The following is a 15003-nucleotide window of genomic DNA, read 5'->3' as shown; positions in this document are numbered from 1 at the left end:
CAGCCCTCGATTGAGGCCTGGGGGTGACGCCACAAGCGCCAGGTGAAGCGCTGGTGGTCTCCTCTCGCACATGTTCCGCGCCGGGTTCTGCCAGACGGCAGCGTTCGAGTCCCGTTTCGTTCCGGCTCCTAGGGGTGTCTACTGACTCGAATTCCAGAGCAAGCTGCTGAGGAGGCACAGCTTGGTGGGTCTTCAGTCCTGCGTGGAACGTAGCCAACTGGTCACCTCCTTGTAGGCGTTGGCTGGTGCTGGTCACACAGAGGCCAGACCGGTCTGCGTCCTGGCCCCGGCCGTCGTGCCGGGGAGCGTGTGACTGTTGGGAGTCCCTTCCCTTGCTACGGGGGAGTGAGCTTCGCAATGGGTATGACGTTACCGTCATCCGTATGAACGCGAAGCGGGTTCTCTCAGTTCCCGGGCACGTGACCTTGCCCCAGACTGGTTGTGCAGTCCTAAGAAAAATCGCGTGACGTGGGCCCAGCAGTTCCGGGAACATGGACGTCATGTCTGGTCCATATGTCATCCGCGACTCTGTCGTACTTCCCGAGGCCGAGCTCACGTGGCGCTTCTCGCGATCGTCGGGTCCCGGCGGGCAGCACGTCAACACCACTGACTCGCAAGTAGAGTTGCGCTTCGACCTGGTGCGGACTGATGCTCTGCCCGAGGCATGGAAACAGCGTGCGCTCAAGCACCTGACTGGCCGTCTCGCCAACGGGGTCGTCAGTGTACGCGTCTCCGAGTATCGGTCACAGTGGCGTAACCGCGAGACCGCTGCCGTGCGTCTTGCGGCGCTCCTTGCCGAGGCAACGGCGCCCCCGCCCAAGCCTCGCAGGCCGACTCGGATTCCACGTGGGATTAACGAGCATCGGCTCCGTGAAAAGAAGAAAAGGTCAGAGGCCAAGAAGCGAAGGTCGGGGAGAGACTGGACGTAGGCCCTTCGACCAGCCGATGCATTTCCGGTTGCACGCAGCTGATGTCATAGGCGACCCTATTTCCAGCCTGCCTCAAGCCACAACTGGTCCAGGTTGACGTCGCATTGATTTCCTTGCTCACACGAGAGCTTGATGGTATTAGTTCCCTTGGTTAGCTGAACATTCGCCCAAGTTTGCGTCCACCCAGCGCTCAAATCGCCCTCGGCGGCTTTGGCGAAGTTGGCCATGTTCAATGCGCGAGTCTGAGGCTTGCCGTTTACTGCCAGCGTCGCGTTTGCATCCTTACCCGGCACGCCGTATCCCACATACAGCGTGTACTTTCCATCTTCCGGGATGCTATCGACAGTCCATGTGGCCTGGGCTCCAACTTGGTTGAATCCCTGTACATAGACGCCACCATCGGCCTTGGCGCCTTCAGCCTCCGAGGCCGTCGTCACACCGGGCGACAGCCTCAGCGCCTTGGCGTCGGTCGCCGGGAGCTCCACCTCTTCCTCCGCGCCGTCGCTCGCCGACGGGCTCGGGTCGGTGGTGTCGGACTGGGTGGGGGCGGTGCCGCCGCCCGCCTCGTTGCCGCCCTTGTCGTCCTCCGAGTCGCTGCTCGTCATGGCCACGGCGATGCCGATGACCACCGCGGCGACGACCGCGACCGCGCCGATCAGCAGGCCCTTGGTGTTGGGGCCGCGGCGCCCGCCGCCCCCGCCGTGCGCCGACTGCTGCGGGGCGGTGGGGGCACCCCCGCCGGGGAAGGTCTCCGGCGCCGCGTAGTGCGCGTTCGGCCGGCCGTAGGCGCCCTGCTGCTGGCCGTAGGTGCCCTGCTGCTGCGGGGCGGCCTGGCCCTGCGGTGCTCCGTACTGCCGCGTGCCGACGGGACGCACCCGGTTGACCGAGTTCGGGTAGCCGTAGCCACCGGACGGCGGCTGGGCCCCGTTGGCCTGCCCGTCGGCGTAGAGGTAGCCGAAGGGGTCGTCGTCCTCGGGCGTGCTCGCGCCGTTGTTGCCGGGCGTCATCCCTAGGTCTCCTAACCAGATGCGGTGCGTGTGCGGTATGGGTGTGAGATGGCGAGCCTACCCGCTCCCACTGACCCGAAAGGGTGACTCAGACCGCATCAAGGCGCTGACCTGGTGATCATCCGGCTCGGCGATGCTGTTTGGGACGAGATCGTTTCTCGACGTACATCCGTTCGTCAGCTGACTTCAGCACTTCGTCCGCCGTCATGCCGCAGTGGGCCCACCCGATGCCGAAACTGGCGCCCACGCGGACGGCCCTTCCCTCGGCCCGGATGGGCTGGATGATCTCGTTGCGCAGCCGTACGGCGAGGTCCTCGGCGTCGGCCCGGCCGAGCCCGTTGGCGAGGATCACGAACTCGTCGCCGCCGAGCCGGGCCACCGTGTCGCCGTCGCGCACGCCGCCGCTGAGCCGACGGGCGACCTCGATGAGCACGGTGTCGCCGGCGTTGTGCCCGAACCGGTCGTTGATCGACTTGAAGCCGTCCAGGTCGCAGAAGAGGACCGCGAGCCCCTTCGTGCCGTCGTCGCGGCCGTCCTCGGGGGCGACGGCGTGCACATGGTGGTCGTAGGCGCCGTACGGCTCGGTGACCGCGCCGAAGTCGAAGGTGTGGCCGCCGGAGTCGAAGACGGCGGAGTCCCCGTAGGCCGCGTCCATGGCGTCGGCGACGGCCGCGTGCGAGGTCTGCGGGCGCCGGCACAGCCGGGCGGCGAGACGGGAGCGCAGCTCGGCGCTGTTGGGCAGGCCGGTGAGGGAGTCGTGGGAGGCGCGGTGGGCGAGCTGGAGCTCGCGGCGCTTGCGTTCCTCTATGTCCTCGACGTGGGTGAGCAGGAAACGCGGCCCGTCGGCGGCGTCGGCGACGACGCTGTTGCGCAGCGAGACCCAGACGTAGGTGCCGTCGCGGCGGCCCAGCCGCAGCTCGGCCCGGCCGCCCTCGGCGGAGGTGCGCAGCAGGGTGCCGATGTCCTCGGGGTGGACGAGGTCGGAGAAGGCGTAGCGGCGCATCGCGGAGGCGGGGCGGCCCAGCAGGCGGCAGAGCGCGTCGTTGGTGCGCAGGATCCGGCCGTGCTGGTCGCCGCCCATCTCGGCGATGGCCATGCCGGAGGGGGCGTACTCGAAGGCCTGCCGGAAGCTCTCCTCGCTGGCCCGCAGGGCCTGCTGGTCGCGCTCCAGGCGGACCAGGGCGCGCTGCATGTTGGAGCGGAGCCGGGCGTTGCTGATCGCGATGGCGGCCTGGAACGCGTACATCTGCAAAGCCTCGCGGCCCCAGGCGCCGGGGCGGCGGCCGTTGCGCGGCCGGTCCACGGACAGGACGCCGATCAGCTCGCCGCTGTTGCCACTGCCCTGCGGGCCGGGCGCGTACATCGGGGCGAAGAGCCGGTCCGAGGGGTGCCACTCGTCCTCGAAGCGGGGCGCGGGTCCGTCGGTGTACCACTGCGGGACGTCGTCGTCGTCGAGGATCCAGCCCTCGGTGTGGGGTATGAAGATCAGGTCGCCCCACTGCTCGCCCATGTTCAGCCGCCGGTCCCAGGACTCGCGGGAGCCCGAGCGGCCGGTGATGAGGGCCTCGGCGGCCGGGTTGCCGGCGAAGGCGGCGACGACGAGGTCGCCGTCGGGACGGACCAGGTTGACGCAGGCCAGCTCGTACCCCAGGGCCTGGACGACGCCGTCGGCGACGGCCTGCAGGGTGTCGGCCAGGCTGCGGGCCTTGTTCATGTCGGCCATGGCCTGGTGCAGTTGCCGCAGGGACGCAAGACGGACGTAGGGCTCCGACTCGGTCTCCATGCTCGCCCTCCCCCCGAGACCTCGCAGCGAATCAAGGGATCTCTCCGGCGCCCTTACTGATGGTGCCCTTGCAGGTTCCCCGCCACTGAATCACAGCGCGCTCCCCACTCGGTACACAGGGTCAACAATTACCGCCCCTTGTGACTCAAGTCACAGCAAAAGATGAACAATTGAGTGGAGTTTCTGCGTTTTCCCTGTGCGTTTACTGAACGCAAATTTTGTAGGTATGCGCACGTCTTCGTCCGTGGTCCTAGGTCCCGGTTCGGACCGGGGCCCGATGTCCGGCGAACGGCCCGGAGATTAGCGTGGCGGGGTGCCGAATACTCCTTCTCTCACGTCCCACGCGTCCCCCGCGTTCCCGTTGCCGTCGCCCGCCGCCGGGCATGCTGAGGGGGTGAGCAACGAGGAATTCCGTGCCGCCATGTCCCGGCTGGCCTCGGGCGTGGTCCTGGTGACCGCCCAGGAGCCGCCGCTCGACGCCGACGACCCGCTGGCGCCGGGCGGCGAGGACGTCGGGATGACGGCCACGGCGTTCATGTCGGTCTCCCTGGACCCGCCGCTGGTCCTGGTCAGCCTGCGGACGGGCTCCCGCATGGACGACCTGCTCGACGAGCAGCCCCTGTGGGCGGTCTCCGTGCTCTCCGAGAGCCAGCGGCACATCGCGGGCCGCTTCGCGATGAAGGGCCGGATCAGCGACCGCCTCCTCTTCGCGGACATCCCCTACGTGCGCGGCGAAGCGACCGGGGCGCCGCTGGCCGGGGGCGCCCTGGCCACCCTGGAGTGCCGCACCGAGCAGCGGGTGCCGGCCGGGGACCACGTGCTGGTCATCGGCCGGGTGCTGACCGCCTCGCTGCCGAGCGCGGACGGGGGGCCGCTGACGTACTTCCGGGGCCGGTACCGCCAGTTGGGCTGAGCCGCAATTCACTCGCCCATCCTCGCGCCGCCTGCTTAGGGTGCGCGCATGACGACGAACGCCGGTCTCCGCCTGGAGACGATCACTTCCGCGAACTTCGAGGCCGCCACCGGCATCCGGGTGCGCCCGGAGCAGGAGTTCGCCGTGAGCCCGGTGGTGAAGTCCCTCGCCGAGGCGTACGTCCATCACGGCGTCGCCTGGCCCCGGCTGATCGTGGACGGCGACCGTCCGGTCGGCTTCCTGATGGCCTTCTTCGACATCGACTGGTACGAGGACGGCAGCGTCCTGCGCTCGGGCCTGTGGCGGCTGAACATCGCGGCCGGCGAACAGGGCCGCGGCTACGGCCGCTTCGCCGTGGAGTCGGTGGCGGAGGAGGTCCGCCGCCGCGGCGGCAAGGAGTGCTGGGTGACGTGGCATCCGGGCCCGAACGGTCCCGAGGGCTTCTACCTGGGCCTGGGCTTCCGCACCGACGGAGAGACGAGCGAGGGCGAGACGGTGGGCGTGCTGGGTTGGGGCCAGTAGACGCCTGTCCGACGGATCAGGTCCCAGGAAGCCGCGAAACCTCATCGCCGCCGGTGAGCAGGTCTGGTGCGGCGGGACGCCGGCATCAGCCGGTGCTGTGGTGCGCGACGCGATGCGGCTTTCCCAGCGCACGGGTCCGCCGGCTAGGGGACATGCCTGGCATGGGGTTGAATGACAGCAGCGCGGCTGCGAGCCCTGCCTTGGGCCGGAACGAGCGCGTGGAGGCCGCACTGGGGGATGGCAAGACCAGTCGCTCCGATCGCGAACAGGCATCAAAAAACTGCGTTACGGGATGGCATAGCCGCGGTTGCCGCCGCGTTAGCAGCAGTACAGGCCGCTGCGCTTTCTTCGTGTTTTTTGCGTAAGCTCTCGACGCCCTTATGGCGGTAAGGATTGACGTCGAGAGATTACGCGGCCTATTAGCTGAGAGCGGCCTATCCTGAACCTTGGCTAAGAAGGGTCTGGTCTCAGGGCTGCCCTCGTATTGTTATATCTCTCAGATGACCTATGACCAGTCGGTGCAAGAGTTCAGCATGGTGCTGCCTTCGAAACGACCTACCTGGATGCCGACATCGAAGATTCCGCTGTCGTCCTTGGCGTATGTTTCCCAGCGCTTCGACGTACCGTTACCGCTGGTGTTCTTGTGCCAGGACCAGTACTTGACAGTGCCGGCGTGGTTCTTTGTGAGCAGTCGAATACTGACGTGATGGCTGTCAGACTTCATGTCGTCGACTGACATGCTGAGGTCAATTCTGTCCGTGGCCCCGTAGAAGTCCCAAACGGTCACTCCGCCGGACGCTCCGGTCGTATTGCAGTGCGCGTAGAGTTCATAAGCCGACGCCGGAGTGGCGCCGGCGAGCCCTATGAGCATGGCCGATCCTGCAATGCCGACCGTGGTGGCTATTGCCTTCTTCGTATGTGTCTCGATTTCGCTTCTGCTGGTGGACGCGCTTAGCGTATGCAGCAACTAGAAAGAAGGCAAGGGCTGATTCGGTGCTGGCTGAAAGTAGAGCATTCTAGGCGATTTTCAATTCCTGAGTGACCGCAATGCCGCGGGTCAGCTCCTCGTACGCCCCCCGGTCGAACTCGCCGGCCACCGGTGCGAGGACCGTCGCCGCGGACAGGGCGACCGCGCGGGCCAGCCGGTCCGGCCAGGGCAGGTGCTCGACCAGGCCGGAGAGCAGGCCCGCGACCGCCGAGTCGCCCGCGCCGGTCGGGTTGCCGTGCACGTGGGCGGGGGGCGCGGCACGCCAGCGGCCCTCCGGGGTCACCGCGAGCAGCCCCTCCGCGCCCAGCGAGGCGATCACCGAGCGGGCGCCGCGGCGCCGGGCCGCCTGGGTGGCCCGCAGCGGCTCGTGCGAGCCGGTCAGCTCGGCCAGCTCGTCGGCGTTCGGCTTGATCAGGTCCGGGCGGGCGGCGACGCCCCGCCGCAACGGCTCCCCGCTGGTGTCGAGCAGCACCGGCACGCCCGCGGCGCGCGCGGACCGCACCAGACCGGCGTAGGCGCCCACCGGGACGCCCGGCGGCAGGCTGCCGCACAGCGCCACCGCGGAGGCACCGGCGAGCAGCTCCTCGTACGTGTCCTGGAAGGCGTTCCACTCAGCCGGTGCGACGGCCGGGCCCGGTTCGTTGAGCTGGGTGGTGTCGCCGGTGCGTTCGTCGACGACGGCGATGGTGCGCCGGGTGGCCCCGGCGACCGGCACCAGCGCGTCGGCCACCCCGCGCACGCCGGCCAGTCCCTCGCGTACGACGCCGCCGGTGGTGCCGCCCGCGAAACCGGTGACCGTCACCTCGTGCCCGAGGGCCGCCAGCACCCGGGCCACGTTCAGCCCCTTGCCGCCGGCCCGCTCCGTCACGTCGGTGACCCGGTGGGACGCGTGCGGCCGCAGGGACCGGACCCGGTAGGTGATGTCGAGAGCGGTGTTGAGCGTGACGGTGAGGATCACCGGTACCGACCTCCCCCGATCGCCTCCGGCCGTCTGCCCCGGAGATGTTTTCCGAAGACACGATCATGCCAAACGGACGGCGGTCGGCCCAGTCCCCCCGTCGGATCAGCCCAGTTGGGGCTCGACCACCCAGGCGCCGTGGCGCATCACGCCCCGCACGTCGAAGGCGTCGTCCAGCACCACCAGGTCGGCGTCCTTGCCGGGCTCCAGGGAGCCGACCCGGTCGGCCATGCCGAGCAGCCGCGCCGGGTTGGCGGAGATCGCCGCGACGACGTCCTCGACGGGCAGCCCGTCCACCGTCACCGCCCGCTTGAAGGCGCGGTCCAGGGTGAGCGTGGAACCCGCGATCGAGCCGCCCTCCACCAGCCGGGCCACGCCGTCGGCGACCTCGACCTCCATCGGGCCGAGCAGGTAGCGGCCGTCGCCGAAGCCGGCCGCGTCCATCGCGTCGGTGATGAAGGCGACCCGGGCGGCGCCCGCGTGGTGGAAGGCCAGCTGGAGCGCGGCCGGGTGCAGGTGGGTGCCGTCGTTGATCAGCTCGACGGTGATCCGCTCGTCCTCCAGCAGCGCCGTGATCGGGCCGGGGGAGCGGTGGCCGAGCGGCGGCATCGCGTTGAACAGGTGCGTGGCCACCGTGGCGCCCGCGTCGATGGCCTGGACCGTCTGCTCGTACGTCGCGTCGGTGTGCCCGACCGCCGCGATCACGCCGTGCTCCGCGAGCAGCCGTACGGAGTCCAGGCCGCCCGGCAGCTCGGTGGCCAGCGTCACCATCTTCGCGTGCCCGTGCGCGGCGTCGACCAGCTTGCGGACCTCGGCCGGGTCGGGGTCGCGCAGCAGCTGCTCGTCGTGCGCGCCCTTGCGGCACGGGGAGATGAACGGCCCCTCGAAGTGGATGCCGGCGATGTCGCCCTGCTGGGCCAGCTCGGCGAGCAGCCCGGCCTGCCTGGCGAGGAAGTCCAGTTCGCCGGTGACGGCGGAGGCGACCACCGTGGTGGTGCCGTGCAGGCGGTGGGTGTGGACGCCCTTGAGGATGTCCTCGGCGGTGCCGCCGGTGAAGGAGGCGCCGCCGCCGCCGTGGTTGTGGATGTCGACGAAGCCGGGGACCACCCAGTGGCCCGACACGTCGATGACTTCGGCCTGCGGGGGCGCCGTGTCCGCGATCCGCGTGCCGTCGACGATCACGCGGCCGTCGTCCACGGTGCCGGTGGGCAGTACCACCCGGGCACCGGCGAGAACCTTGCTTGGGGCCATCAGGTGGTTACCTCCGGGGGAGTCGCGGTTGTGGGAGTGGTGCCGAGTGGGTCGGTGCCGAGTGGGTCGGTGCCGAGTGGGTCGGCACCGGGCGGGTGGGCGCCGGTCGGTTCGGTGCCGGGACGGTCGGTGCCGAGCAGGTCCCAGGCCAGGAGCCCGGCACCCAGGCAGCCGGCGGTGTCCCCCAGCGCCGCGGGGACCAGTTCCGGATGCTTCTGGAAGGTGACGCGCCGCCGGACGGCGTCCCGCAGCGGTGTGAACAAGGTTTCCCCCGCCTCGGCGAGGCCGCCACCGATGATCAGGACGCGCGGGTCCAGCAGAGTGAGCGCGGTGACCAGCCCGTCGGCGAGCGCGTCCACGGCGTCCTGCCACACGGCGAGCGCGCGGGCGTCGCCCGACTCGACGGCCTTGGCGCAGTCGGCGGCGTCCGCGCCCGGGTCACCGCACGCCTCGGCCCACGCCTGGCTGACCGCCGACGCGGACGCGAACCGCTCCAGGCAGCCGCGCTGCCCGCACGGACACGGGGTGCCGCCGGGCCGTACGACGATGTGGCCGATCTCGCCCGCGAAGCCGTGGGCGCCCGACTCCACCCGGCCGTCGATGCCGATGGCGCCCGCGATGCCGGTGCCCAGCGGCACGAACAGGAACCGGTCGGCGCCCTGCCCGGCCCCGATCCGCCCCTCGGCGAGCCCGCCGGTGCGCACGTCGTGACCGAGGGCGACCGGAATGCCGCCGAGCCGGTCGCCGAGCAGCGCCCGCAGCGGTACGTCGCGCCAGCCGAGGTTGGCCGCGTACACGGCGGTGCCGTGCTCCTCGTCGATGATGCCGGGGACGGCCACACCGGCGGCGCGGGCGGGCTCGCCGAACCGGTCGGCACCGTAGGCGCGCAGTTCGGCGGCGAAGTCCAGGATGCCCGCGACGACGGCGTCGGGCCCGCGGTCGCGACCGGTGGCCCGGCGGGCCTGGTGCAGCAGCTCGCCCCCAGGCCCCGCCAGGGCGGCCTTCATCCCGGTGCCGCCCACATCGAGGGCGATGACATGTCTCACGGGGACAGTGTGGCCCGTTGACCCGGGAGAGGTCTAGTCCACTGCCGTGGTGTAGACCTTAATCCGTTAAGCGGACAAGCGCAGGGTTGGGGATTCGGGTGCAGCGGCGTAGGACAGGAACGATCGCGGTGGTGTCCGCACTGGGCATGACAGCGGTCCTCGGCGGCTGCGGGCTCACCGGAGACTCCGGCGAGGTGACGCTGAAACTGGTCGCCGCCGACTACGGCGACAGCAAGGCCAACGGCTCCCAGAACTACTGGGACGAGCTGGCCAAGGCCTACGAGGCCGAGCACCCCGACGTGCACGTGGACGTCACCGTCCACTCCTGGAGCGACGTCGACCGCGAGGTCCGCGAGATGGTCGAGGCCGGCGAGGCGCCCGACATGGCGCAGATCGGCGCCTACTCCGACTACGCGGACAAGGACCTGCTCTACAGCGCCGACGACGTACTCTCCATCCCGGTCCAGGCCGACTTCGTCTCCCAGCTCGCCCGCGCGGGCCAGGTCAACGGCGTGCAGTACGGTCTGCCCTTCGCGGCCTCCACCCGCGTGCTCTTCTACAACAAGACCCTCTTCAGCGAGGCCGGCATCACGCCGCCCAAGAGCTGGGACGAGCTGGCCGAGGCCGCCGAGGCGCTGGACGCGGAGGGCGTGAAGTACCCGTACGCGCTGCCGCTGGGCGCCGAGGAGGCACAGGCCGAGACGATGCAGTGGATGCTCAGCGGCGGGGGCGGCTACACCGACGACGTCGGCACCTACGCCGTCGACTCGCCGCAGAACGTCACCACCTTCACCTGGCTCCGGGACGAACTGGTCGGCAAGGGCCTCACCGGCCCGGTCGCCCCCGGCAAGCTCGACCGGGCCGACGCCTTCGCCGCCTTCGCGAACGGCGACGTCGGCATGCTCAACGGGCACCCCTCGCTGATGAAGATGGCCTCCGACAAGGGGGTGAAGTACGGCATGGTGACCACCCCCGGCATCGACGGCGAGAGCGGGAACACGCTCGGTGTCACCGACTGGATGACGGCCTTCAAGAAGAACGGCCACCAGGAGGAGATCGGCGACTTCCTCGACTTCGTCTACAGCGACGAGAACGTCCTCGACTTCTCCCGCCGGTACGACCTGCTGCCGGTGACCACGTCCGCGTCCCAGGTCATGAGCACGGCCGCGGAGGACAAGAACCTCAAGCCCTTCCTGGACGAACTGCTGCTCTCCGAGCTCTACCCGGTCGGCAAGACCTCCTGGGCCTCGGTCAGCGCGGACGTCAAGAAGCACATCGGCCAGGCGGTGGCCTCCGGCGGCAGCCCCGAAGAGGTACTCGGCCAGATCCAGGCGACGGCGATGCGGGCGGGCAGCGCGGAGTAGCGGCCCGCTGTCGGTGGCGGGCGTTACGGTGCCGTCCATGGACCTGGGACAGAGGGAGCGCGACATCCTCGCGCTGGAACGCCGCGGCTTCCCCGGCCCCGGCGCGAAGGAGCGCGCGATCCGCGAGGAGCTGGGCCTGGCCCCCGTCCGCTACTACCAACTCCTCAACGCCCTCCTGGACGACCCCCGCGCCCTGGCGGCCGACCCGGTGACGGTCAACCGCCTGCGCCGCGTACGGGAGTCGCGCCGCTCGGAGCGGTGACGCCGCCGGCGGGGACGGGTGAAGAACCCCGGGGCGGCTCTCGGCGGCCCCGGACGGTCATGGGCCGCGGCGGTCGCGGGCCGTCGGCGTCCCGCGAAGTCGGTCGGCGTCCGCCGGGCGGGTCGGCGTCCGCCGGGCGGGTCGGCGTCTGCCGGGCGGGTCGGCGTCCGCCGGGCGGGTCGGCGCGTCCGCCGGGCCGGCCGGTGTCCGTCGCGAGGCGCCCGAGCGATGCGTGTCCCCCGCGCCGGCGGGATAGGTTCGCGGTATGGGCAGCCACCAGGACTCCACCCGTGACGACTCCCCGGGCCACCTGCCGACCCCCGCGACGGCGGCCGGACGCGAAGGGCTCGACGCCCTCCTCGCCGATCCCGGCCGCGCGGTGATCGCCCTCGACTTCGACGGCACGCTCGCCCCGATCGTCGCCGACCCCGATCAGGCCCGCGCCCACCCGGACGCCGTACCGGCGCTCGCGGCCCTCGCCCCGAAGGTCGCCTCCGTCGCGGTGATCACCGGCCGCCCGGCCGAGGTCGCGGTCCGCCACGGCGGCTTCGCCGACGTCCCCGGCCTGGACCACCTCGTCGTCCTCGGCCACTACGGCGCCGAGCGCTGGGACGCCGCCACCGGCACCCTCACCACCCCCGAACCGCACCCCGGCGTCGCCGCCGTCCGCGCCGAGCTGCCAGGACTGCTGGAGCGCTCCGGGGCGGGGCAGGGCACGTGGATCGAGGAGAAGGGCCACGCGGTCGCCGTCCACACCCGCCGCGCCCCCGACCCCCAGGCCGCCTTCGACGTCCTGCGCGCCCCCCTCACCGACCTCGCCGCCCGCCACGGCCTGATCGTCGAACCGGGCCGCATGGTCCTGGAACTGCGCCCACCCGGCATGGACAAGGGCGCCGCCCTGCGGGAGTACGTCCGCGAGCTGGACGCGAGGGCCGTCCTCTACGCCGGCGACGACCTCGGCGACCTCCCCGCCTTCACGGCCGTCGACACCCTCCGCACGGAGGCCACCCCCGGCCTCCTGGTCTGCAGCGGCAGCGACGAGGTCCCGGACCTGAGAAAACGAGCGGACGTGGTGGTCGACGGCCCGCAGGGCGTGGTGCACCTCCTGCGAGCCTTGGCAACGCGCCTCACATAGCCGCCCACGCCCCCGCAGCCTGCGAGCAGCCGCCCGCCCCCCGCCGCAGCCTGCGGGCATTCGTGCCGCCTAGGGCGGCACGGGTGGGCGCAGGCGGCACCCGGCCACGCCGGGCAGCGCAACGCCCCCTCGGCCCCGCAACGCCCCCTTCAGCCCCGCAACGCCCTCAACTGCTCAAGAAACCACCGCGCCGGAGGCAACGCCGTCCCCGCCGCCGCCAACCTCTTCGCCCGCTCCGCCCGCTCCCCGGCACCGACCGACAACGCCTCGTGCAACGCCTCCGCCGTCCCCGACACGTCGTACGGATTCACCACCACCGCGTCCTCGCCCAGCTCCTCGTACGCCCCAGCCTCCCGGGACAGCACCAGCACGCACCCCTCGTCGGAGACGACCGGCACCTCCTTGGCGACGAGGTTCATCCCGTCCCGGACGGGGTTGACCAGCGCCACGTCCGCCAGCCGGTACGCCGCCAGCGACCGCGCGAAGTCGTCCTTCACATGCAGCACGACCGGCGTCCACCCGGCCGTCCCGAACTCGTCGTTGATCGACTCGGCCACCCGCCGCACCTCGGCCGTGTAGTCCCGGTACACGGCGAGGTCCTGCCGCGAGGGGTAGGCGAAGGCGACGTGCACGACCCGCTCGCGCCACTCGGGCCGCCCGGCCAGCAACTCCCGGTACGCCAGCAGCCCCCGCACGATGTTCTTCGACAGCTCGGTCCGGTCCACCCGCACGATCGTCCGGCGCGCGCTCCCGTCAGGGGCCGCCCCGATCTCGGCCCGCAGCGCCGCCATCCGCTCGTCCACGTCGGCCTCGTGCGACCGCTGCCGCAGGAACTCCGCGTCCGCCCCGAGCCCGTGCACGCCGATCTCGGTGCCAGCGACACCGCCCACCACGGCGTCGCAGCACGCGGTGAACGCGTCGGCCCACCGGCGGGTGAGGAACCCGAGCCGGTCGGCGCCCAGCATCCCCCGCAGCACCTGCTCCGCGATGTCGTCCGGCAGCAGCCTGAAGTAGTCGACCGGCGCCCACGGCGTGTGCGAGAAGTGCCCGATCCTGAGGTCCGGCCGCAGCTCCCGCAGCATCCCCGGCACCAGCGTCAGGTGGTAGTCCTGCACGATCGCGACCGCGCCCTCGGCCGCCTCCTCGGCCAGCGCCTCGGCGAAGGCCCGGTTGTACGCCTCGTAGGAGGCCCACTGCCGCCGGAACTCCGCGTCGAAGACCGGCTCCAGCGGCGTCTGGTAGAGCATGTGGTGCACGAACCAGAGCACGGAGTTGGCGATGCCGTTGTACGCGTCCGCGTGCACGTCGGCCGGTACGTCCAGCATCCGTACGCCGTCCTCGCCGGCCCCGCGCCGTACCGCCTCGCGGTCGCCGTCGCCGAGCGCGGAGCACACCCACAGCGCCCCCGCGTCCGGCCCGATGGCCGACAGTCCGGAGACCAGTCCGCCACCGCCGCGTTTGGCGTGCAGCGAACCGTCCTCCCGCACCTCGTACGAGACGGGCCCCCGGTTGGAGGCGACCAGTACCTGAGCAGCACCGAAGCTTGAAGCCATACGCCTCAACCTAGCCCGGCCGCGAAACGCTCAAACGTACGTTTCCGGTGTTCACGCCACCTTCCGGGCCGCGTACTCCGCGATCTCCGTCATGGGGGGCCGTTCCTCGGTGTCCACGGAGTACGTGCGTGGCTCGAAGCCGTCGGTGCCCCGCTCGAACTGGGTGAGGGACGGCCGGACCAGGTGGCCGCGGGCCAGCCGGAGCTGGGCGGTGCGGTAGATCGCGGCGGACATCCGGCCCAGTGCCTGGCCGTCCTGGTGCCGGTGCCTGCGGACGCCGACGTCGACCTGTGCGAGGGCGTCCAGGCCCACCAGGTGCAGGGCGTCGACCAGCATGCCCAGTTCGACTCCGTAGCCGACGGGGAAAGGGAGCTGTTCGAGGAGGGAGCGGCGGGCCGCGTACTCGCCGCCGAGCGGCTGGACGAAGCCGGCCAGCCGCGGCCAGTGCATGTTGAGCAGCGGACGGGCCATGAGTTCCGTGACCCGGCCGCCCTGGCCGGGAGCGGCGCCGAGGGGCCGGTCGTACATGGCCTTCACGAGGTGCACGTCCGGCTCGGTGAGCAGCGGGCCGACGATCCCGGAGACGAAGTCGGCCGAGAACTCGCGCAGGTCCGCGTCGACGAAGCAGACGATGTCGCCGCCGGTCACCAGCAGCGAGCGCCACAGCACCTCGCCCTTGCCCGGCACGGCCGGGACGCGGGGGAGGATCGCGTCGCGGTGCACGACCCGGGCGCCCGCCGCCGCGGCCACCGCCGACGTACCGTCCCTGGACCCGGAGTCCACGACCACCAGCTCGTCCACGAGCGGCACCCGCTCCATCAGCTCCCGCCGGATCACCGAGACGATGCCGCCGACGGTCGCCTCCTCGTCGAGGGCGGGGAGCACCACGCTGACCGACTGCCCGGTGGCGTGCTTGGCGGCCATGAGCTGCTGGATCGGCCGGTCCGCCACGGACCAGGAGCGTGCGCTCAGCCAGCGCTCGACTTCTTCCAGCACGGTCTCCGGCTCCTTCTGTGATCCATCTCGCGGTTCGGACGACTATCTCGACAGCCATGGCCGTCGGTTACAGTCTTGAACAACGCGGGTGACCATCGCATGCCGGGGTCGCCGCGCGAACAACAACTGAAGACCGCTCATCCAGAGGGGCAGAGGGATACGGCCCGTTGAAGCCCCGGCAACCCTCCAGTCGGTTCTTGTCACGCGGACGTGGCGAGGCTCCCGGCTAGGGAAGGTGCCAAATCCGTCTCACGGCGAGATGCGTCGTGAGGAAGATGAGGAGAAAGGGCCTCGCC

General features: G+C 70.9%; 14 protein-coding genes and 1 riboswitch. Of the genes, 6 read left to right on the top strand and 8 right to left on the bottom strand.

Features of this window, described 5'->3' with window-relative positions; translation table 11 throughout:
* The first annotated feature begins 491 nt into the window (after nt 1–491).
* A complete protein-coding gene (arfB, locus tag ACFCZF_RS15815; RefSeq protein ID WP_376672126.1) occupies nt 492–929 on the top strand; it encodes an alternative ribosome rescue aminoacyl-tRNA hydrolase ArfB in 438 nt (145 codons plus the stop codon).
* A 56-nt stretch (nt 930–985) separates the two neighbouring features.
* On the opposite strand, the gene ACFCZF_RS15810 is transcribed toward arfB, so the two are convergent.
* Both ACFCZF_RS15810 and cdgB read right to left on the bottom strand, forming a co-directional pair.
* A complete protein-coding gene (locus ACFCZF_RS15810) occupies nt 986–1936 on the bottom strand; it encodes a carbohydrate-binding protein (RefSeq protein ID WP_376672125.1) in 951 nt (316 codons plus the stop codon).
* Between the two features lie 118 nt (nt 1937–2054).
* Complete coding sequence (gene cdgB, locus ACFCZF_RS15805) at nt 2055–3719, bottom strand: diguanylate cyclase CdgB (protein WP_376672124.1); 1665 nt, start codon at nt 3717–3719, stop codon at nt 2055–2057.
* A 313-nt stretch (nt 3720–4032) separates the two neighbouring features.
* Here cdgB and ACFCZF_RS15800 point away from each other — a divergent pair, with 313 nt between their 5' ends.
* A complete protein-coding gene (locus ACFCZF_RS15800; protein ID WP_376360383.1) occupies nt 4033–4632 on the top strand; it encodes a flavin reductase family protein in 600 nt (199 codons plus the stop codon).
* 48 nt (nt 4633–4680) lie between these two features.
* Complete coding sequence (locus tag ACFCZF_RS15795) at nt 4681–5154, top strand: GNAT family N-acetyltransferase (protein WP_376672123.1); 474 nt, start codon at nt 4681–4683, stop codon at nt 5152–5154.
* 505 nt (nt 5155–5659) lie between these two features.
* On the opposite strand, the gene ACFCZF_RS15790 is transcribed toward ACFCZF_RS15795, so the two are convergent.
* The 4 genes from ACFCZF_RS15790 to ACFCZF_RS15775 form a co-directional block, all read right to left on the bottom strand.
* Nucleotides 5660–6025, bottom strand: a complete 366-nt coding sequence (locus tag ACFCZF_RS15790; protein WP_376672122.1) for a hypothetical protein — start codon at nt 6023–6025, stop codon at nt 5660–5662.
* Between the two features lie 145 nt (nt 6026–6170).
* Entirely contained in the window at nt 6171–7100 is a 930-nt protein-coding gene (locus ACFCZF_RS15785; protein WP_376672121.1) for a 1-phosphofructokinase family hexose kinase, read from the bottom strand.
* A gap of 105 nt (nt 7101–7205) precedes the next feature.
* On the bottom strand, nt 7206–8351 hold the full coding sequence (nagA, locus tag ACFCZF_RS15780; protein ID WP_376672120.1) for an N-acetylglucosamine-6-phosphate deacetylase: 1146 nt from the start codon (nt 8349–8351) through the stop codon (nt 7206–7208).
* Nucleotides 8351–9358 carry an ROK family protein gene (locus tag ACFCZF_RS15775; protein WP_376672151.1) on the bottom strand — a complete coding sequence of 336 codons (1008 nt, stop codon included), beginning with the start codon at nt 9356–9358 and terminating at the stop codon, nt 8351–8353. The genes nagA and ACFCZF_RS15775 overlap by 1 nt, the downstream gene beginning before the upstream one ends.
* Nucleotides 9359–9543: 185 nt before the next feature.
* On the opposite strand from ACFCZF_RS15775, the gene ACFCZF_RS15770 reads away from it, so the two are divergent.
* The 3 genes from ACFCZF_RS15770 (at nt 9544) to otsB (ending at nt 12158) form a co-directional block, all read left to right on the top strand.
* Nucleotides 9544–10761 (top strand): extracellular solute-binding protein, encoded by a 1218-nt coding sequence (locus tag ACFCZF_RS15770; protein WP_376672150.1) that lies wholly within the window; start codon nt 9544–9546, stop codon nt 10759–10761.
* A 37-nt stretch (nt 10762–10798) separates the two neighbouring features.
* On the top strand, nt 10799–11023 hold the full coding sequence (locus ACFCZF_RS15765) for a DUF3263 domain-containing protein (protein WP_375912966.1): 225 nt from the start codon (nt 10799–10801) through the stop codon (nt 11021–11023).
* A 265-nt stretch (nt 11024–11288) separates the two neighbouring features.
* The gene (gene otsB, locus ACFCZF_RS15760) at nt 11289–12158 is read left to right on the top strand and encodes a trehalose-phosphatase (protein WP_376672119.1); all 870 of its coding nucleotides are present in this window, start codon (nt 11289–11291) and stop codon (nt 12156–12158) included.
* A 149-nt stretch (nt 12159–12307) separates the two neighbouring features.
* Here the strand turns inward: otsB and ACFCZF_RS15755 are convergent, their stop codons facing one another.
* Nucleotides 12308–13711, bottom strand: coding sequence for a trehalose-6-phosphate synthase (locus ACFCZF_RS15755; RefSeq protein ID WP_376672118.1), 1404 nt, complete (start codon nt 13709–13711; stop codon nt 12308–12310).
* A gap of 51 nt (nt 13712–13762) precedes the next feature.
* A complete protein-coding gene (locus tag ACFCZF_RS15750; RefSeq protein WP_376672117.1) occupies nt 13763–14707 on the bottom strand; it encodes a glucosyl-3-phosphoglycerate synthase in 945 nt (314 codons plus the stop codon).
* A 134-nt stretch (nt 14708–14841) separates the two neighbouring features.
* Nucleotides 14842–14989: riboswitch (SAM riboswitch) on the top strand.
* Nucleotides 14990–15003 lie beyond the last annotated feature (14 nt).

It is taken from the genome of Streptomyces sp. NPDC056296 (assembly GCF_042268605.1).
Taxonomy (GTDB): Bacteria; Actinomycetota; Actinomycetes; order Streptomycetales; family Streptomycetaceae; genus Streptomyces.
This window is presented reverse-complemented; position numbering and strand designations above follow the sequence as displayed.